Genomic DNA, 19160 nt, shown 5'->3' on the forward strand with positions numbered 1-19160 from the left:
AGTTACTCCTCTCCACTTTGCATCAACGTGTTGATCTTTTCGTACACATTCAAAAAAACCTCGACTTCTCCTGGCTCGAGGTGTTCCAAATAAGATGATATAAAGGCGGTCATCTCTTCTTCCGACCTCCTATAAACCTCTGCACCCTCTCTCGTAAGGGACAGATACCATACCCGGCGATCTGATTGATCTTGCTCTCGTTGGACCAGACCTTTTTTAACAAGACGATCCGCTTTAAGGGTAACGGCACTTTTATGTACACCAGTTAATGCAGCCACGTCCTTCGGTTGAAGAGGTCCTCTAAGGGCCAGCTGACGTAAAATACCAAACTGCTCTATGGACATAGGCGTCATGATTTTCTCTGCCATTAACGATTCAATTCGCTTGGTGGAAAATAAATACACCTCTTCGTATTGCTGGACCAACCTTCTTAATTGCTCTTGATTTAGTTTCATGTGTGAACTCCTTTATGCTTTAAAAAGCCTGAGATCCAGCGACGAATCCCATCGGCCTATTCTATTCAATCTTAATTTGTTTATACCCTAAACTATTGATAAAGTAAACAATAATAATCCGCATAAAAAAGAAGCCCTTCAAATTTGAAGAGCTTCTTATGTTTAGTTAAAGTGAATTACTTTAATATATCAGGCTCCGCTTCACACAATCCGCTCCCTTTCCGCGGCGGTGCCGGCAAGCCTCCTCGGGCTACGCCCTGGGGTCTCCCCTGGCTCCCACAGCCGCAGGAGTGTCGCTTCTAGCGTTCAGCTACGCAAAACAAAAGGACACGGCACTTCACATTAATTAAAATACTGACTATACGTATAGTCTTTTAGTTAAATAACGTTTCGCTAATTTCTCGCCATGCTTTGTCTTTTCCAAGACCAGTTTCAGCCGAGAACAAGACGAGGGGATCGTTAGGATCCACACCAAGTTCTCGTTTAATCATGGCTAGCTGTTTTTGCTGCTTCCCTTTTGGTATCTTGTCTGCCTTCGTAGCGACGACAATGATTTTCATACCAAAATGCTTAAGCCATTCATACATCATGCAATCATCTGCAGATGGCTTGTGACGAACATCAACGAGCTGTACAACGCCTTTAAGTTGATCGCGCTCTTGGAAGTACGTCTCCATGAGGCGGCCCCAAGCATCCCGTTCTGACTTGGATACTTTGGCGTAACCATATCCCGGTACGTCCACAAAGTGGAAGCGCTCATTGATTCTGTAAAAGTTCAGCGTCTGTGTTTTACCCGGACGCTGAGACGTTCTAGCTAAAGCTTTACGCCCAATAATTTTATTTACAAACGATGATTTCCCTACGTTTGAGCGACCCGAAAGGGCCACTTCCGGAAATGGACCCGGTGGAAACTGGTCCGCTCTCCCTGCACTAATGATTAATTCTGCTTCTGTTACTTTCATTTTTTTTCCCCTGCCAATGCGTGCTTCAACACTTCATCCAAGTGTGAAACAGCGATAAATGTTAAGTCTTTTTTTACACTCTCCGGTATATCTTCCAAATCTTTCTCGTTCTCTTTCGGCATAATGATTACCGACAATCCAGCCCGGTGGGCACTCATGGATTTCTCTTTCAATCCACCGATTGGAAGGACCCGACCTCGGAGTGTAATCTCTCCAGTCATCCCAACTTCTCTTCGAACCGGACGCTCTGTTAAAGCGGAGATGAGTGCTGTGGCCATCGTAATTCCCGCTGAAGGGCCATCTTTTGGAATCGCTCCTTCAGGTACGTGAATGTGAATGTCGTTTTTCTCATGGAAGCTTGGATCAATATTTAGCTCTTCGGATTTGGATCGAATGTAGCTGAATGCCGCCTGAGCCGATTCTTTCATCACATCACCCAATTTACCTGTAAGCGTGAGCTTCCCTTTACCAGGTGATAAACTCACTTCAATAGTAAGAGTATCTCCCCCGGCCGAAGTGTATGCAAGACCTGTTGCTGCACCGATTTGATCTTCCGCTTCTGCTTTGCCGTAACGGAACTTCGGTTTACCGAGCATACTTTCAACCGTCTTTTCGGTCAATACAACTCGCTTCTTTTCACCTGATACGATCATTTTTGCCGCTTTACGGCAAAGGGTCGCCAGTTGACGCTCCAAGTTACGGACGCCTGCTTCTCGTGTATAGTAACGAATGGTCTTTAATATCGCTTCTTCTTTTACTTGGAACAAGCCTTTTGTAAGACCGTGATCTTTCATTTGCTTAGGAAGAAGATATCCTTTCGCAATTTCAAGCTTCTCCACTTCCGTGTAACCTGGAATATGAATTACTTCCATTCGATCCATTAAAGGTCCCGGAATGCGTGAGATATTGTTTGCCGTTGTGACGAACATCACTTTGGACAAATCATACGGCTCTTCAATAAAGTGGTCACTAAAGGAATTGTTTTGCTCAGGATCGAGCACTTCCAGAAGGGCTGAAGCCGGATCACCTCTGAAGTCATTTGCCATCTTATCGATCTCATCAAGTAACAAGACAGGGTTCACGCTTCCTGCTTTTTTCATCCCTTGAATGATTCGTCCAGGCATGGCCCCTACATACGTACGACGGTGTCCACGAATCTCGGCTTCGTCTCTCACTCCACCTAACGACATTCGTACAAACTTCCGATCAAGAGAACGGGCAATAGAGCGAGCCAATGACGTCTTCCCTACTCCAGGAGGTCCAGCTAGACATAAAATCGGCCCTTTTAGCTCTTGGGTCAATTCTTGAACGGCCAAATATTCAAGCACACGCTCTTTTACTTTCTCTAGCCCATAATGGTCTTCATCAAGAATCTCTTCTGAACGGTGAATATCCAAGAGATCTTTGGTCTCTTCATGCCAAGGAATGAGTGTGAGCCATTCCACATAGTTACGAATGACAGAGCTTTCAGCAGAACTTGCTGGCATTTTTTCATATCTGGCAAGCTCTTTGTATGCTTTTTCTTCAACTGATTCAGGCATTTGGGCTTTTTCGATTTTTTCTTTCAGTTCCGCGATTTCGCCTTCTTTGCCTTCTTTATCGCCAAGCTCTTTTTGAATGGCTTTCATTTGTTCTCTGAGGTAATACTCTTTTTGCGTTTTCTCCATCGATTTCTTAACTCGTTGACCTATTTTCTTCTCCAAGCCAAGTACTTCTTTTTCGTTGCTTAAAATACGGAGTACTTTCGTCAATCGCGCTTCCACATCATATGTTTCAAGAATGTCCTGCTTTTGAACAATCTTAAGAGGCAGGTGAGAAGAAATGATATCTGCCAATCGCCCCGGTTGGATGATATCTGAAACCGACGCAAACGTTTCTTGCGAGATTTTTTTGGAAAGCTTGATGTATTGCTCGAACTGTTCAAGAACATTACGCATAAGTGCCTGTTCTTCAACCGTCGCTTCTTCACGTTCCTCTGCAAGTTCAATTTCCGCTTCGTAAAATTCGTCTTGCTCATAAAATTCCTTAATTTCCCCGCGGGCCAGCCCTTCTACAAGGACACGAATCGTTCCATTCGGGAGCTTGAGCATTTGTTTGACTTTTGCCAACGTCCCTACTTGATAAATATCATCTAAACCCGGCTCGTCTACTGAAATCTCTTTTTGAGTGGCAAGAAAGATTTGCTCTTCTTCCACCATCGCACGCTCCAGTGCCTGTACCGATTTATTTCTCCCTACGTCTAAGTGAAGCACCATCGTCGGATAGACGAGTAGTCCCCTTAGAGGTAGCAAAGGTATATTCTTACGTTCACTATTGCTCATATGTAATCCACCTCCGCGCCAATCTGTTCCTACTGTTATTACTACTCTCTTTTGTATAGGAATAAACGTGACAACCTTGTTCAATTTTACTCTATTGCCAGATTAATGTCTAACAATCCTTTTTCCCTACTAGCGTGAACTCAAACAAATTAAGGGTGGCTCAAAAGGTGATTCCCATCTTTTAAGCCACCCTTTTGTTAAATTTGCGCTTGTCCCATGGATACGGCCGCTGCCGGCAAAACATTTTCTTCTTCCTTTTTGTCTTCTACCAACAAAGCCACTTCAAGGACTTCTGAAAATGAATCGACCGCGTGAATCGTAATTCCCTTCATTTCCATCAAGATCGCTTGGAGGTTTTCTTTTGGAATGATTACATCGGTGGCACCTGCCTGCTTGGCCGCCTCCACTTTCGCTACTACACCACCAATGGGCTTCACGTTCCCGTGTATACTCAATTCCCCTGTCATCGCTACTTTATGGGAAATAGGTACATTGTGAATGGCAGAATAGATAGCCGTTGCAATCGAGATTCCTGCAGAAGGTCCATCTACAGGCGCCCCTCCAGGAAAGTTCACATGAATATCATAATCGTATGTGGCAATCCCCATGTGACGAAGAACAGTGACCACATTTTCAACGGATCCCTTGGCCATACTCTTCCGTTTAATCGTTCGGGTGTGATCACCTGTGCTTTCTTCTTCGGCAATCCCAGTAATATTAATCGATCCTTTAGTCGGATTCTTCATGACCGTGACTTCAATTTCTAGAAGAGCTCCTAAATTCGGACCAAACACGGCGAGTCCATTAACAAACCCGACCTTGTCTTGGCGGTGAATTTTTCTTTCCGGCCTTGGTGCGCGCTGACTGGAATGAATCACCCATTCGATGTCACTTACAGAAATGGTTTGACGGTTTTCACTCGTAGCCATTCCTGCAGCAATTTGCATGATGTTTACGGCTTCACGACCGTTTGTTGCATACTTCGAAATAATTTCATACACTCCGCTATCTACGTCACAATGAATACGCAGGGCTGCTTTCTTCGCAATCGTTTCAATTTCAGGAGGTGTAAGAGCTCTGAAATACACTTCCATGCAACGAGATCGTATGGCCGGAGGAATATCTTGCGGATTTCTCGTCGTAGCCCCAACTAAACGAAAATCAGCTGGCAACCCATTTTGAAAAATATCGTGAATATGCTCAGGGATTTGTTGGTTCTCTTCACTGTAATACGCACTTTCAAGGAACACGCGACGGTCTTCCAGTACCTTTAAGAGCTTATTGATCTGAATCGAGTGAAGCTCACCGATTTCATCAATGAACAACACGCCACCGTGTGCTTTCGTAACCGCCCCGTGCTTAGGCTGAGGAATACCCGCTTGCCCCATGGCACCTGCCCCTTGATAAATCGGGTCGTGAACGGATCCGATTAGAGGATCGGCTATCCCTCTTTCATCAAATCGAGCCGTAGCACCGTCCAATTCAATAAAAACGGACTTCTGACGAAACGGCGTCAACGCACTCTTTTTTGCTTCTTCCAAAACAAGACGGGCAGCCGCTGTTTTACCCACTCCCGGTGGACCGTAAATGATAACATGCTGAGGATTCGGACCACATAAGGCCGCTCTTAACGACCTGATTCCATCCTGCTGACCCACAATATCATCAAACGACTGCGGCCTCACCTTTTCCGCTAACGGTTCACTTAACGTAATGAGACGCATCTTCCTTAACTGATCCATCTCTTTTCTTGACTCCTTATCCACACTCACTCGTTGGGAACGCTGATTCTTAAGCAAGTTCCAAAAATACAACCCAATGACGACTCCAAAAAACAACTGTATTACAAACGCTAATCCGGTAAAAGACATTTATGGTTCCTCCTACTCGATTATTCTGTGATGCTTAGTATTGCCTTTTAAGGTCCGTATAACCTTACTTCACCAACTAGGCAATAATTAGCATAGAACCCAAATTGAAGGCCCTGAAAAAGTTTGATCTTTAACTTTTTCAGGGCCCTTGAAGCAATGAGCGTAACGGTTGCCTGTTTTGAAAGCCTGATACGGGTGGGTTTCTCGTATCAGGCGCGCAACCGACTGGAGCCATTGCCATTCAAATAAAGCCAGTGAAAAAGTCGGGGTGTACTTTTTCACTGGCTTCCCATATTGAGTTGGAGGGTGGGTTGTGAGTGGTTTATCGATCACATTTGGGATTTGTTCATGACTTTGAGCCGGTTATCAATCACTTTCACAATTTATCCATCACTTTCACTCCACCATCCTCTCCCCCAAAATCACAAAACAACCCCCTCCAGCATCACCGGAGGGGGTTGTTAGTCAGTGTTTATGCACTTTCTCTTGGCTTTTCTTGTTCTTGAACGACTTTGCCGTCCTTCGTTTCAAGACGCGGACGAGCCTGATCACGAACGGTTTCAGCCGTGATTACGCATTTAGCGATATCGTCACGAGATGGCAATTCGTACATCACATCAAGCATCATACCTTCAATGATAGAGCGAAGACCACGAGCACCCGTTTTACGTTCAATCGCCTGTTTGGCTACTTCAACTAGGGCATCGTCTTCAAACTCGAGCTCAACATCGTCAAGGTCGAGAAGCTTTTGATATTGTTTAACAAGAGCGTTTTTAGGCTTGGTCAAGATTTCAATCAAGGCATCTTCATCAAGTGGACGAAGGCTTGAGATGACCGGTAAACGGCCAATGAATTCCGGAATCAATCCGTAACGAAGTAAGTCTTCCGGAAGAATTTTAGCAAGGTATTGGCCTTCCTTTAAATCTTCTTGAGAAGCATCGGATCCAAAACCAATGACTTTTTTACCTAGACGGCGCTTGATGATTTGCTCGATCCCGTCAAAGGCACCGCCGCAAATAAACAGAACGTTCGTCGTGTCAATTTGGATAAATTCCTGATGTGGGTGCTTACGTCCGCCTTGAGGAGGGACGCTAGCAGTTGTTCCTTCAAGAATTTTCAATAGAGCCTGTTGAACCCCTTCTCCGGAAACGTCACGTGTAATCGATGGGTTTTCGGATTTGCGGGCCACTTTATCGATTTCATCGATATAGATAATTCCACGCTCTGCTTTTTCAACATCGTAGTCTGCCGATTGGATCAATTTTAGCAAGATGTTCTCCACATCTTCCCCAACGTACCCAGCTTCAGTAAGAGACGTTGCATCAGCAATCGCAAACGGCACGTTCAAAATACGGGCCAACGTTTGAGCTAGAAGGGTTTTACCGCTTCCTGTTGGTCCAATTAGGCAAATATTACTTTTGGCCAGCTCAACTTCATCGTTTTTCTGAGTCGAATTTACACGCTTATAGTGGTTGTAAACGGCTACAGAAAGCGATTTCTTTGCTTGATCCTGCCCAATAACGTAATCGTTTAAGATCTCACGAATCTCTTGTGGTTTTGGAATATCTTCCATTTCCACTTCTTCCTCGCTGCCTAGTTCCTCTTCTACAATCTCGGTACATAATTCGATACATTCATCACATATATACACACCAGGACCGGCTACGAGTTTGCGGACTTGGTCTTGTGTTTTACCACAGAAAGAGCACTTAAGTTGACCTTTTTCTTCATTGAATTTAAACATTCCGCTTCACCCCTTGTCTTTTTTTCGAGGACGTACACTTGTATTGAGACGGAGAAAATCCGATTGTAACAATAGCTAAGATCTTTTGTATGTTCTCATTGTACGTTCACTCACCTGTTTTTAATCATAGGTGAGCAAATCATTTCAAATACGTCCATCCATCTCTACTGAATAGTGATCCTATTGTATCACAAGACCTCGAAAATCTGTAAATATGACATCTTGCAACAAAGGTATTCAGCTTTGATGTGAATGTTTTTCAAGCATAATGCAGTGGATTTTTCCTGTCAAACAAAATGAATTCTATGTATAACGTACTCTTATGTATCCTTTTCCACATTTGGCCTCATTTAACCTTTTAAATGAAAGAAAAGAAATTCTACAAAAATTGGCTTATCTCGCACTGAATCTGTTTTATGTATGTATAGAGCAAGGTACGAGTATTTTCGTACCTTGCTCCATCTTTTCATTATGCTTCTTTTGTTTTGCTTTCTTCTACTAGAAGGTCAATGGCTTTACGGATTTGTAGGTCACCTTTTAGTGTGTCAAGGCCGCCTTGCATTTGAAGGATTTGCTTAAGCTCATCCTTTGAACGCTTATACGTTTCTGCCATCTTATCAAGCTCAGCTTCCACATCTTCGTCAGATGCTTCTACTTTTTCAGCTTCAGCGATCGCTTCTAGTGTAAGGTTCATGCGTACGCGCTTTTCAGCATCGTCCATGAATTGTGCTTTCATGCCTTCTTCGTCAGTACCTGAGAACTGGTAGTACATGTCAAGAGACATACCTTGACCTTGTAGACGCTGACCGAATTCTTGAAGCATACGGTCGGTTTCTGTTTCTACCATTGCTTTTGGTACATCAATTTCAGCATTTTCAGTAGCTTGCTCTACTAGAGCGTCTTTTTTCTTCAAGTCCGCTTCTTGCTCACGGCTCTTTTGAAGGTTATCTTTAAGTTTTGTTTTTAGCTCATCAAGAGATGCTACTTCTTCGTCAACATCTTTCGCGAACTCATCGTCAAGTTCAGGAAGCTCTTTACGCTTGATGTCGTGAAGAGTCACTTTGAATACAGCAGGCTTTCCTGCAAGCTCTTCAGAGTGGTAGTCTTCAGGGAATTCAACGTTAACTTCTTTTTCTTCGCCTGTTTTTGTACCAACAAGCTGATCTTCAAATCCTGGGATGAATTGACCAGAACCGATTTCTAGAGAATAGTTCTCCGCTTTTCCACCTTCAAATGCTTCTCCGTCAACGAATCCTTCAAAGTCCATAACGACAGTGTCGCCTTCTTGAACTTCGCCGTCTTCAATGGCAACGAGGTCTGCATTCTTCTCTTGAAGCTGTTTGATTTCATTATCAACATCTTCGTCTGTAACTTCTGTTGATTCAGCTTCAACTTCAAGGCCTTTGTATTCGCCAAGCTTAACTTCAGGCTTTACTGTAACAGTAGCCTTGAAAACAAGGTTTTCGCCTTTTTCCATGTTTTCGATGTCGATTTCTGGACGATCAACAGGATCGATCCCTGTTTCTTGAACTGCTTCTCCATATGCTTGTGGAAGAAGGATATCAAGAGCATCTTGGTATAGCGCTTCTACGCCAAAACGCTGTTCAAACATAGAACGAGGTACCTTCCCTTTACGGAATCCAGGTACGTTTACTTTCTTAACTACTTTTTTGAATGCTTCATCTAGGGCTTCATTTACACGCTCTTTATCAACTTCAATTGTAAGAACGCCGGAATTACCTTCTAATTTTTCGAATTTTGCAGTCATATATATTCCCTCCAACATCTTTGAAAATACTACTTTTTACTTTTCTCGCGGTTTGCAACCATTATATTATAACACACGTGATTTTCTTTTCAATCATTATGTAATCGGATCGGTAGATTGAAATAAGTGGGTTTCAATCGATCGAATATGCTCTATCGCAGCATTCACCGGCTCTACAGGTGTTTTGTACACCATGGTAATGTCTTCGATTTCCAAATCTTTCTCTTCGTCTTCCATAAGCAATTGAATGCCAAGGTAATGAAGAGCAGCCGCCCACACTTTTGCATCTAAAGGCTCCGGTGATTTCGGATAGATGGCAAACAAGTAATGCCACCACACTTGCATGACCATTTCAACCACCGTGGGATTCTCTTGACCGAGGTGATTTTCAAGCACTCTTAACACTTCATTTCCGAACCGCTCGTGAAAGACGTCTTCTAAATCACTTATGTGTATGTTAAATGTATCGCCAAACTTATGTACACGGAACTGTCCCGTTATATTCATGTCTTTCATCATTTGCAAAACATAGCTTTTTAAAACAGGGTCATTCTCTTTTTCAGCCAAGAACGTTCTGTACGCCTCGACTACCTTTTCCGTATTGACTTGGCTAAGCTTCTTTAATGCGCCCCACTGTTGATTTGGATCTCCTTTTTCAAGTGTTTTAATCCACTCATCAGGTGAACTGAATTGGTCAACAGGTTCTTCTTCCTCAACCATATTCGTCTGATGGTGGTTTGTCATTTGCCTTGAAAACTCAAGAAGCTGATAGAACGATTCTGCCATATTCGGTGGTAGCTTGTCCTCAACCATTACCGACTCCAGCATCGTGACCACTTCTTCGTATTTTCCAAGCTGAACTAGAAGAGATACATACACTTGAAGAACTTCATAATATTGCCCAATACCTTCTTTAAGCATGGATTCACAATACTCTTTTGCTTCATCAAGTCGATTCAACTCAATATTCGTTATCACCAATCCGTAGCGTGCCTGAGGGTGTGTAGGTTCCAATTCAGCTGACTGTTGGAAATACCGAAGCGCATCATAGTGCTTCTTTTCCTTTAGTGCAGCCATCCCTTTGTCCACCAGACGTGCCACCAAGCCGGGGAACATAATGACATTATCATCCTGACCCTGCCCCTTTTTTTGCTTTCCCATACTCCGTGCCACCTTTACCATGTGCAAAGTTATTACCTTTCAGTTTATCAAGTTAAATTCGGAAAAACAAATATAAACAAAAAAAGAATAAATATACCCACACCGCTCAATTGTTTTTCTCTCTCGTGCATTTAGAGGTTTCCACTTCTCGTTTTAGGTAAATACATACTATAATCCATTTTTTCATTTGAAAGGGTGATCGCGTTGTTCGAAATTGGTATTTTATCTATTGTAGCTGTGGTCACTTTGTATGTTGCCTCAAGAAAAAAACCACAATCCCGCCCGAGACTAATCACGGTTAAATCAGAACGCGCCATTCTCCAATCCGCCGTCGAACAACAACTATACGATGGTCTCACCTTAAAAGGTTTTTACGTGAGCTGTCACATTCCTTGCGGGAATACAAGAATCCCACTAGCCTTAGAGCCATATCGCATCGCTGTCATCCCACCTGATATCTCTCCCTTAAGACAACTTTTTCTCACTCAATACATCCGAAGCTGCGGGTGGAAAGTAGTGACCTTAAAGTCCACAAACATTGAAGCAGGTATTAAACAAATCATGTGCCAAGTTGTTGGGAAAAGCACAAGAACCCAAGGTGAAAGCAGTATAGAACAAAAACCTTCATAAGGAATCAACCTATACGGAGCTTTGGTCCAACTTTTGTTTGGACCATTTTTTTGTTTAAGGCCTTTCACTCATAAAACCACTAATCATGGAAAAACTAAACGTCTACATCCATGAGTTAGGAGTTTTAGTCCATGACAACACATGAAAACGAGCCGTTCCAAGAATACAACCCAGCCCCACTATCCGACGAGATGCTCAATGAAGTAAGGGCACTTGAAAATAAACTCCGTGAGCAAGCGGCAGATGAAGTCATCTTAATTGCTTATTCGCACAAACAGTAAGAAACCAAAAGCCCGCCGGAGACAATCTCCGACGGGCTTTTGTATATGTATGTTCTTTAGTTGCGTTAATGGCGTCCCAGGAGAGATTCGAACTCCCGACCGACGGCTTAGAAGGCCGTTGCTCTATCCAGCTGAGCTACTGGGACAATGGAGCGGGTGATGAGAATCGAACTCACATCATCAGCTTGGAAGGCTGAGGTTTTACCACTAAACTACACCCGCATCGCTATTGTTATTCAGTCGCTTTTGTTTGTGGCGACAAATATTAATATAGCTTATGCCGGAAAAAAAGTCAACAAACTTTTTTAATTTAATCTCTTTCTTCGTGATCCTCACATGAGCAAATCGTTCACCTTACTGCTTTTAAACTGGAGAGTCAGACCTCCACAATGTCACTTCCGACTTTAGAGGCCTCTCTCCACAACACTTACTTATCGTTGTAATGTTTTACTTAACTCCGGCACTTCCTGCCCATCAAGTGTCAAATACGTCACGCTCGCCTCTTCTTGGTCAACCTCAAGAATGACATACGTACCTACATTCACTTCTCCTCTTGGAAGACGAATGCTACCCGGGTTTAAGAAAACCATACCTTCTTCAACAAACGCCTCTGGCACGTGGGAATGTCCGAAACAAACCACGTCTGCTTCTGTTTCTTCTCCCTTATACTTCAATTGAAGGGAAGACATTTTTACATTTAGCAAGTGACCATGACCGGTGAAAACACGAATGCCCTTCGCTTCATCAACCCGCTCTTCAGGAAACTTGCCCGTGAAGTCACAATTGCCCCGTACCGTATTTACACCCACGAGCTCAGAAGCTTCGGTCTCCAATTCAGAGTCACCACAATGGATGATCATATCCACTTCTTCTCGATGACGATCGATAACTTGCTTTAATTCCTTACGCCAGCCGTGGCTGTCGCTTATGATCATCGCTCTCATAACAGACCTCCTGTTCACCTTAACTGAGTAAAGAATCCCATTCAGAAGCCAACTTTTTTAAAGCATTGGCCCTGTGACTGATTTCGTTCTTTTCATCTCGGCTCAATTCAGCCATCATTTTCCCGAGTTTAGGTACATAAAAAAGAGGGTCGTATCCAAAACCATTCTCACCTTGAAGTTCCATTGCAATTTGACCTTCGCAAGTGCCTCTCACAACATGACATTGGTTTCCTGGCAAGTAAACGGCTAGCGCACATACAAATCGCGCTGTGCGCTCCTCTTCTGGAACACTCTCTAGCTCAGCCAGCAACTTCTGATTATTCGCTTCATCGTTCTTTTCACTTCCCGCATAACGAGCAGAATAAACGCCTGGTGCACCGTCTAACGCATCCACTTCAAGGCCGCTGTCATCAGCAATAACCGGAATTCCTAATGATTTCCCGATTGCCTCCGCTTTTTTGATCGCGTTGTCTTCGAATGTCACACCATCTTCAACAACGTCATCAGGCTCTTCCACGTCTAATAAAGACGTTACTTGAATCCCTTTTTTGGCAAAAAAAGCGTCAAATTCTCTTACTTTACCAGCGTTTTGTGTGGCGATGAGTACTTTTTTCACACTCATTCTTCGTCACCTTTTTGTGCTAGGTGTCCTGCCGTCTCTCCAAGCGTTTGTTTTTGGATGTCAAAGAGTTCTCCAATTCCTTTTTCCGCTAAATCGAGCATGTCATTTAGTTGTGCTCTTGAAAAGGTCGCCTCTTCACCTGTTCCTTGAAGCTCTACGAATTCGTTGTTTCCAGTCATGATCACGTTCATATCTACGTCTGCTTTTGAATCCTCAGCGTAGTTCAAATCCAAAATGGCCCCTTCTTCTGTGTCCATCCCTACAGAAACGGCTGCTAAATAATCGGTAACGGGAAACGTTTTAAACATTTTTTCGTCCATGCCTTTTTGAAAAGCCAAGCACATGGCTACGAAAGCGCCGGTTACAGATGCCGTGCGGGTACCACCGTCGGCTTGAATCACATCACAGTCAACCCATACTGTTTTTTCACCCATCGCCTCAAGGTCGACAACAGAACGTAACGCACGACCAATCAAACGCTGAATCTCCATCGTCCGTCCAGTGAGTTTCCCCTTGGCTGACTCTCGGATGTTTCTCGTCTCAGTCGCTCTTGGCAACATAGAGTATTCAGCCGTAACCCAACCTTTGCCTTGCCCTCTCATAAAGGGAGGGACTCTGTCTTCAATACTTGCTGAACAGATGACTTTCGTATCGCCAAAAGAAATCAAAACTGACCCTTCCGGATGTTTAATATAATTTGCTTCTAGTTGTACCTCACGCAATTCATCGTTCTTTCGTCCGTCAATACGCATGAAAACACTCCTTAAATTGTAGTTGCTATGTATGTCTTTTACATGACTGTTTTCTTCATTTAGGTCCATCTTTAAAAAGCTAAACATAAGAAAAGAGGTGGCGATTAGCCACCTCCTTATGATAATCGTTTCTTAATTCAAATTCAAATGCTCATCAACTTAATATTTTCCGGTGTTGACTGTTTCAGGTCGAGTAACAGGGGCCGTTAGCATGTCACCTGTGCTCACCATTAATTCGTCGTTATCGTTCACTTCAATTGCTACTTGCTCTACATCCTCTTGCTCAGTCAGAGACAACACAAGCATGTTTACAACGTGCTCGGAAACAGCTGTACCTTCAAGTTGAGAAAGGACACCTTCGTTAAAGTTCAGTGTCACTGTGCCATTTCTTACTCTCGGCTTCTCAACAAGCTCGGCTTCCGATCTAAAGTCGGTCAAAAGGGATGTAAGCATATCCGGTCCTTTTAACAGTTCATCAACAACTGCCGTATGAGTATCAACCGACGCTGGTACTCGACGAGTAACAGGGACATAGTAGGTTTGCTCTTCATTTTGCGACAAGAAGTAGACTGTCACAGCTTTTGTATTGGAGAGGTCACTTACAGATCCCGTTTCTAGGTTAATGCCATGTGCACGGCTATATCCTTCCGCAATTGGCGTGCCATTCTGAGGCATCACTTGCTGATCTTCACCGTTTATTTTAATTTGAACGCGCTCTACATCTTCAAACTGAGTGGCCGTCCAAGTAACCGACTGCAGGATTCTTAGTTCATCTTCCGGACGATAATCCGTAAAGTCTACTGAGAAATCTACAACCGCGGTTCCATCTCTTGTTACTTCCGCATCAAGCACTTCCGTTCCAGCTGGAAGTACAGCTTGGAATCCATTTGGAAGGAGTTCTGTTACAGGACCATCTTTAACTAGGTACGAAAGAGATTGCTCTAATTCATCTCCAGATTCAGGTAACGCGAACGTTTGAGGAGTGACCATACCGTTTTTATCCATTAAGTATAGCTCACGCATGGCCGTTTCACTCATCATTTCTCCGCCTTTTTCCTCCATTTCATCATCGCTGTGCATCTCCTCTTGATCCATGTCATTGTCTTGCATCATACCGCCTTTTTCGTCGTACTCATCCTCTTCCATTCCTTCTTCCATATCCATCTCTTCGTTAGCCTCTACGACCTCCGAGCTTTCTTCTAATGCATCAAGCATACCTTCCAAGCCGAGACCCTCTTCATCGTCCACATATTGTGGTGGGTCCACTTCTTCGAATGTTTCTTGAGCCTCATCCTCGGCTCCGCAAGCAGCCACTACGACTGCCGCCAGCACTAGCATCCACCAAGGTTTTTTTATTAAACGAAGCATACTTTCCCCTCCTCAGGCAGTTTGTACTACCATATATACGAGCCTTCCTTTTTTTTAGACCAACTTGTTTCATTCGGAAAAAAAGGATGGATGCTCTACGAAGGAATATAGACTCAACGAACAAAACACTCTTCGTCCTCTGCAAACCTAAGCTATGAGATATCGAGGTTACGGGCTCTTCTGCTTCAATTTTTCTTGTATAAAAGCAACAGTCCTTCGAAAAACAGCGTTTTAGAACTAGGCACTAAAATGCACAAATTGAAGACGGTACACACTTCCCATTACACAAATAAAAACCCCGCAACCAATAGGTTTACGAGGTTTTGATTAGTTCACTGTCTTGCTCTCGGCAAGAGTGATATGGTGAACATCATTTACTTTTATACTAAGCCAATCGTTTGCAATTTCTTTAAACGTAGCCCCGGGACCTGTTGAAAAGAAATGGTGCTCAGGCTTTCGGTTTCCTGTATACAACAATTCATTGTGATAAAGAAGGCCACTTACTTCCCGAGCTGTCTCGTCACCGGAACAAATCACTTGAATACGCTCACCCACTACTTTGTTAATCACACCTTCTAACAAAGGATAATGCGTACAACCTAAGATGAGACTATCAATCCCCGTTTCGACAATCGGTTCAAGAGTTTCTGAAACAACACGCTCAGCCTCTTCACCGTGAATAACCCCTTTTTCAACCAAGGGCACAAACCGAGGACAAGGAAGGCTTTCCACTTTCACCTTGTCATTGATACTCATTAACGTTTTTTCGTATGCACCACTGAGGATCGTACCAACCGTACCAACGACTCCTACGTGATCATTTTCGGTAACTTTGAGTGCTGCAATGGCTCCTGGATGAATAACACCAATCACCGGAATGGAGAGGACCTTTTTCGCCTCCTCCAACACGACAGCGGTAGCGGTATTACATGCAATAACAAGAAGTTTAATATCATTTTGAAGTAAGTAATCAATCATCTCCCACGTATACTGGCGCACTTCTTCCACCGGTCGTGGTCCATACGGGCAGCGGGCTGTATCACCAATATAGATGATCTCTTCTTTCGGCAGCTGGCGGATCATCTCCGAGACAACTGTAAGGCCCCCTACTCCGGAATCGATTACTCCAATAGGTTTATCCAACGTACTTTTTCCTTCTTTCTTCGTTAAATAACTAGATTAACTTTTTATTGAGATTGAGACAGACGTGTGATTGGAAATCCGAACGCAGGTGCGGTGCAAATCAACCGCTCTGTTAGCGAACAGTTTGGACTTCAATCAAACCACTTCACTTATGTCCCACTATCATTAGCTTAAAACGACTTCCACGTTTTCGCATCTTTTTTCATTTCATCGAATAAATAGCTCAAGCTTCGATCTAAAAAGTCGACGTCTTCCGGTGAAAAATCGTCTAAAATTCCTTGCAAATACGCCTGTCTGCGGTTAATTACTTCTTTAATAATGGTAGCGCCTTTATCAAGAAGATGAATACGAACCACACGGCGATCATTTGTATCTTTCACTCGTTCGACGAGTTCATTCTTTTCCATACGATCCACAAGGTCCGTCGTTGTGCTGCATGCAAGGTACATCTTGGATGACAATTCCCCGATAGTCATATCACCATATTCATGCAACCATTGAAGTGCAACAAACTGCGGAGGGGTTATCGGAAATTCATTGAGAATTTCTCTCCCTTTTTGTTTTACAATGTCCGCGATCATTCGCAATGATTTTTCAATATCAGCAACTTGCTGTTTCTTAATCGTTTGTTCTGCCATTGTATCCCCCTCCTATAGACCTTTTCGTAGGTCAATGCTAAATTATGTACTCTCACTCTTCATTCTTTGTACCCATACACTTGTATTACTACCATTTTCTTAGTTTTTCTCCCTCTTTTCAAGTGTTTCTCTCGAAAAGTCGCAGAAAGTTTTATTTATCAAGTAAAAAGTAGGAAGATAAAACAATAAAAGTTGTTTTACAAAAGGTCGGATTCTACACTTACGCGATAGTTTTTTTATTAAAGAAGTGCAACGATTGATTGCGAATCTTTGGGACTTCGGATGATCCACTTATTTTTCTTTTGATCCACTTATCTCAAGTTTGATCCACTTATTTTTCTTTTGATTCATTTATCTTCCATTCAATCCACTTATCTTCCGTTTACTCCAGTTAGCACTTCTCCAACAAAAATCCCATTCTCTCCCCCCACCACAAAAGCACTTCAAATGAATAGAAAGAACCTCCGCAATCAAGGCGGAGGTTCTTTCCAACAGTTCTATTTAAAGAATGTCTTTTCAACAAATGACTTAACGTCTTCAGCCGTTTCCATAGCCAACGCTTTCTCAGCTACTTCTTCCGCTTCTTTCTTCGTCATTTTTGAGATTTGACTACGTGCTGGTAATACGGATGTTGCACTCATACTGAACTCATCGAGTCCGAGTCCAAGAAGAAGAGGGATTGCCACTTCATCTCCAGCCATTTCACCGCACATGCCAGCCCATTTTCCTTCTTTATGAGCAGCATCGATAACCATTTTAACCAAGCGAAGAATCGCCGGGTTGTATGGTTGATACAAGTAAGACACCTGTTCATTCATTCGGTCTGCCGCCATTGTATACTGAATCAAGTCGTTCGTTCCGATACTGAAGAAGTCTACTTCTTTCGCAAACGTATCGGCCATAACGGCTGTAGATGGAATTTCTACCATGATTCCAATCTCAATCCCATCACTTACGTCTGTTCCCTCGCTTACCAACTTCTCTTTTTCTTCAAGAAGGATCGCTTTTGCTTGACGGAACTCGTCAAGAGTGGCAATCATCGGGAACATGATTTTCAAGTTACCGAATGCACTTGCACGTAAAAGGGCACGAAGCTGCGTACGGAACATATCATCTTTTTCAAGACAAAGACGGATCGCACGGAACCCAAGGAATGGGTTCATTTCTTTTGGCAGATCAAGGTATGGAAGCTCCTTGTCTCCACCAATGTCGAGAGTACGGATGACGACAGGCTTGCCGTCCATATCTTCAACGACTTTTTTGTATGCTTCGTACTGCTCTTCTTCAGTAGGTAGTTCGTCACGGCCCATATATAGGAATTCGGTTCTATAAAGACCAATTCCCTCTGCACCATTGTTGATTACACCTTCAAGGTCGTTAGGTGTCCCAATGTTAGCTGCAAGCTCTACATGGTGCCCATCTTTTGATTCAGTTGGGTCATTAACAAGCTTGGCCCATTCTTTTTTCTTTTCAGCGAAATCTCCTTGCTTCTTTTTATACTCGGCTACTTCGTCATCGGTAGGGTCAACGATAACAGTCCCATCGATTCCATCAACAATAACCATCGTATCGAAGTCAGCAGAAGAAGTGATCTCTTTCGTGCCTACTACTGCAGGGATTTCCATGGAGCGAGCCATGATCGCAGAGTGGGACGTTCGACCACCGATATCCGTTGCGAAACCTTTAACAAACTCGCCGTTAAGCTGAGCAGTATCAGAAGGCGTCAGGTCATCAGCGATCACGACAACCTCTTCATCGATTTCAGCAAGGGATACAAGCTTTTTCCCAAGAACGTGAGCAAGGACACGCTTGGAAACGTCTCGGATATCCGCTGCGCGTTCCTTCATGTATTCGTTGTCCATGTTTTCAAACATGGAAACAAACATGTCGGATACTTCTTTTACAGCGAAGCCTGCATTTACGTTTTCATTATTTACCTTCCCGCGAATCGCATCAACAAATTCAGGGTCGGATAAAACAAGAAGGTGTGCAGAGAAAATCTCCGCGTGCTCTTCACCAAGGTCATTTAACGTCTTTTCTTTAATCTTTTCGAGTTCCCCTTTGGCTTTCTCCAAAGCTTGATCGAACTTTTCTAGTTCATATGAAACATCATCAACCGTTGTTTTTTCAACGGACAGGTCCGGTGTTTCAAGAAGAAAAGCCTTCGCAATGGCGATGCCGGAAGAAGCTCCGATTCCTGTTAATGTTTTAGACATTACTCAGCAAGTCCTTCTTTCATTACTCCCTCAAGACCAGCAAGCGCTTCATCAGCATCAGGACCTTCTGCTTTGATTGTTACTTCAGCGCCTTGTCCAACACCTAGGCTCATTACACCCATGATGGATTTAAGGTTTACGGATTTTCCGTTGTGCTCAAGTGTTACTTCAGACTCGTACTGACCTGCTTTGTTTACTAGTTGTGTTGCTGGACGAGCGTGGATACCTGTTTCAGCTGTGATTTTAAAATTCTTTTCTGCCATGAGAAAACACTCCTTTAAAGT

The 19160-nt window shown here is 43.4% G+C and carries 17 protein-coding genes and 2 tRNA genes; 2 read left to right on the forward strand and 17 right to left on the reverse strand.

Annotated features, from left to right (window positions below; all coding sequences use genetic code 11):
- Positions 1 to 2 precede the first annotated feature (2 nt).
- The 7 genes from G476_RS0113455 to G476_RS22020 all read right to left on the reverse strand — a co-directional run bounded on the left by G476_RS0113455 (position 3) and on the right by G476_RS22020 (position 10282).
- Positions 3 to 455, reverse strand: coding sequence for a MarR family winged helix-turn-helix transcriptional regulator (locus tag G476_RS0113455; RefSeq protein ID WP_026690563.1), 453 nt, complete (start codon positions 453 to 455; stop codon positions 3 to 5).
- 374 nt (positions 456 to 829) lie between these two features.
- A complete protein-coding gene (gene yihA, locus G476_RS0113460) occupies positions 830 to 1417 on the reverse strand; it encodes a ribosome biogenesis GTP-binding protein YihA/YsxC (protein WP_026690564.1) in 588 nt (195 codons plus the stop codon).
- Positions 1414 to 3738: an endopeptidase La gene (gene lon / locus G476_RS0113465; protein WP_026690565.1), complete on the reverse strand. Its 2325-nt coding sequence runs from the start codon at positions 3736 to 3738 to the stop codon at positions 1414 to 1416. The genes yihA and lon overlap by 4 nt, the downstream gene beginning before the upstream one ends.
- A gap of 197 nt (positions 3739 to 3935) precedes the next feature.
- A complete protein-coding gene (gene lonB, locus G476_RS0113470; protein ID WP_026690566.1) occupies positions 3936 to 5609 on the reverse strand; it encodes an ATP-dependent protease LonB in 1674 nt (557 codons plus the stop codon).
- 472 nt (positions 5610 to 6081) lie between these two features.
- Positions 6082 to 7353, reverse strand: coding sequence for an ATP-dependent protease ATP-binding subunit ClpX (gene clpX, locus G476_RS0113475; RefSeq protein WP_026690567.1), 1272 nt, complete (start codon positions 7351 to 7353; stop codon positions 6082 to 6084).
- A 469-nt stretch (positions 7354 to 7822) separates the two neighbouring features.
- Positions 7823 to 9121, reverse strand: a complete 1299-nt coding sequence (gene tig / locus G476_RS0113480; RefSeq protein ID WP_026690568.1) for a trigger factor — start codon at positions 9119 to 9121, stop codon at positions 7823 to 7825.
- A gap of 96 nt (positions 9122 to 9217) precedes the next feature.
- Positions 9218 to 10282, reverse strand: coding sequence for a tetratricopeptide repeat protein (locus G476_RS22020; protein WP_051314803.1), 1065 nt, complete (start codon positions 10280 to 10282; stop codon positions 9218 to 9220).
- 204 nt (positions 10283 to 10486) lie between these two features.
- Between G476_RS22020 and G476_RS22025 the strand changes: the two genes are divergently transcribed.
- Both G476_RS22025 and G476_RS23610 read left to right on the forward strand, forming a co-directional pair.
- A complete protein-coding gene (locus tag G476_RS22025) occupies positions 10487 to 10912 on the forward strand; it encodes a hypothetical protein (RefSeq protein WP_035186503.1) in 426 nt (141 codons plus the stop codon).
- 131 nt (positions 10913 to 11043) lie between these two features.
- Positions 11044 to 11193: a hypothetical protein gene (locus G476_RS23610; RefSeq protein WP_156906572.1), complete on the forward strand. Its 150-nt coding sequence runs from the start codon at positions 11044 to 11046 to the stop codon at positions 11191 to 11193.
- 69 nt (positions 11194 to 11262) lie between these two features.
- On the opposite strand, the gene G476_RS0113500 is transcribed toward G476_RS23610, so the two are convergent.
- From G476_RS0113500 to G476_RS0113545, 10 genes are all read right to left on the reverse strand, one after another.
- Positions 11263 to 11339: transfer RNA gene (locus tag G476_RS0113500), tRNA-Arg, on the reverse strand.
- 2 nt (positions 11340 to 11341) lie between these two features.
- Positions 11342 to 11415 (reverse strand) — tRNA-Gly (locus G476_RS0113505).
- 209 nt (positions 11416 to 11624) lie between these two features.
- Complete coding sequence (locus tag G476_RS0113510) at positions 11625 to 12137, reverse strand: metallophosphoesterase family protein (RefSeq protein ID WP_026690569.1); 513 nt, start codon at positions 12135 to 12137, stop codon at positions 11625 to 11627.
- Between the two features lie 19 nt (positions 12138 to 12156).
- The gene (locus tag G476_RS0113515) at positions 12157 to 12753 is read right to left on the reverse strand and encodes an XTP/dITP diphosphatase (RefSeq protein ID WP_026690570.1); all 597 of its coding nucleotides are present in this window, start codon (positions 12751 to 12753) and stop codon (positions 12157 to 12159) included.
- A 2-nt stretch (positions 12754 to 12755) separates the two neighbouring features.
- Positions 12756 to 13511 carry a ribonuclease PH gene (gene rph / locus G476_RS0113520; protein ID WP_026690571.1) on the reverse strand — a complete coding sequence of 252 codons (756 nt, stop codon included), beginning with the start codon at positions 13509 to 13511 and terminating at the stop codon, positions 12756 to 12758.
- A 159-nt stretch (positions 13512 to 13670) separates the two neighbouring features.
- On the reverse strand, positions 13671 to 14879 hold the full coding sequence (locus tag G476_RS0113525; protein WP_035186504.1) for a GerMN domain-containing protein: 1209 nt from the start codon (positions 14877 to 14879) through the stop codon (positions 13671 to 13673).
- 327 nt (positions 14880 to 15206) lie between these two features.
- The gene (racE, locus tag G476_RS0113530) at positions 15207 to 16022 is read right to left on the reverse strand and encodes a glutamate racemase (RefSeq protein WP_026690573.1); all 816 of its coding nucleotides are present in this window, start codon (positions 16020 to 16022) and stop codon (positions 15207 to 15209) included.
- A 170-nt stretch (positions 16023 to 16192) separates the two neighbouring features.
- Positions 16193 to 16660 (reverse strand): MarR family winged helix-turn-helix transcriptional regulator, encoded by a 468-nt coding sequence (locus G476_RS0113535; protein ID WP_035186507.1) that lies wholly within the window; start codon positions 16658 to 16660, stop codon positions 16193 to 16195.
- 497 nt (positions 16661 to 17157) lie between these two features.
- Complete coding sequence (ptsP, locus tag G476_RS0113540; RefSeq protein ID WP_026690575.1) at positions 17158 to 18876, reverse strand: phosphoenolpyruvate--protein phosphotransferase; 1719 nt, start codon at positions 18874 to 18876, stop codon at positions 17158 to 17160.
- Positions 18876 to 19139 carry a phosphocarrier protein HPr gene (locus G476_RS0113545; protein ID WP_026690576.1) on the reverse strand — a complete coding sequence of 88 codons (264 nt, stop codon included), beginning with the start codon at positions 19137 to 19139 and terminating at the stop codon, positions 18876 to 18878. Before G476_RS0113545 ends, ptsP begins: the two co-directional genes overlap by 1 nt.
- Positions 19140 to 19160 lie beyond the last annotated feature (21 nt).

The sequence above is a fragment of the Alteribacter aurantiacus DSM 18675 genome, assembly GCF_000429705.1.
Lineage (GTDB): Bacteria > Bacillota > Bacilli > Bacillales > Salisediminibacteriaceae > Alteribacter > Alteribacter aurantiacus.

What these genes read in the sequence shown, in the direction of transcription:
- rph (WP_026690571.1), bottom strand. Translation starts at nt 13,511, where the DNA reads ATGCGTATTGACGGACGAAAGAACGATGAATTGCGTGAGGTACAACTA.
- yihA (WP_026690564.1), bottom strand. Translation starts at nt 1,417, where the DNA reads ATGAAAGTAACAGAAGCAGAATTAATCATTAGTGCAGGGAGAGCGGAC.
- G476_RS0113510 (WP_026690569.1), bottom strand. Translation starts at nt 12,137, where the DNA reads ATGAGAGCGATGATCATAAGCGACAGCCACGGCTGGCGTAAGGAATTA.
- G476_RS0113535 (WP_035186507.1), bottom strand. Translation starts at nt 16,660, where the DNA reads ATGGCAGAACAAACGATTAAGAAACAGCAAGTTGCTGATATTGAAAAA.
- clpX (WP_026690567.1), bottom strand. Translation starts at nt 7,353, where the DNA reads ATGTTTAAATTCAATGAAGAAAAAGGTCAACTTAAGTGCTCTTTCTGT.
- G476_RS0113455 (WP_026690563.1), bottom strand. Translation starts at nt 455, where the DNA reads ATGAAACTAAATCAAGAGCAATTAAGAAGGTTGGTCCAGCAATACGAA.
- G476_RS0113525 (WP_035186504.1), bottom strand. Translation starts at nt 14,879, where the DNA reads ATGCTTCGTTTAATAAAAAAACCTTGGTGGATGCTAGTGCTGGCGGCA.
- ptsP (WP_026690575.1), bottom strand. Translation starts at nt 18,876, where the DNA reads ATGTCTAAAACATTAACAGGAATCGGAGCTTCTTCCGGCATCGCCATT.
- G476_RS22020 (WP_051314803.1), bottom strand. Translation starts at nt 10,282, where the DNA reads ATGGGAAAGCAAAAAAAGGGGCAGGGTCAGGATGATAATGTCATTATG.
- lonB (WP_026690566.1), bottom strand. Translation starts at nt 5,609, where the DNA reads ATGTCTTTTACCGGATTAGCGTTTGTAATACAGTTGTTTTTTGGAGTC.
- G476_RS0113545 (WP_026690576.1), bottom strand. Translation starts at nt 19,139, where the DNA reads ATGGCAGAAAAGAATTTTAAAATCACAGCTGAAACAGGTATCCACGCT.
- G476_RS23610 (WP_156906572.1), top strand. Translation starts at nt 11,044, where the DNA reads ATGACAACACATGAAAACGAGCCGTTCCAAGAATACAACCCAGCCCCA.
- tig (WP_026690568.1), bottom strand. Translation starts at nt 9,121, where the DNA reads ATGACTGCAAAATTCGAAAAATTAGAAGGTAATTCCGGCGTTCTTACA.
- lon (WP_026690565.1), bottom strand. Translation starts at nt 3,738, where the DNA reads ATGAGCAATAGTGAACGTAAGAATATACCTTTGCTACCTCTAAGGGGA.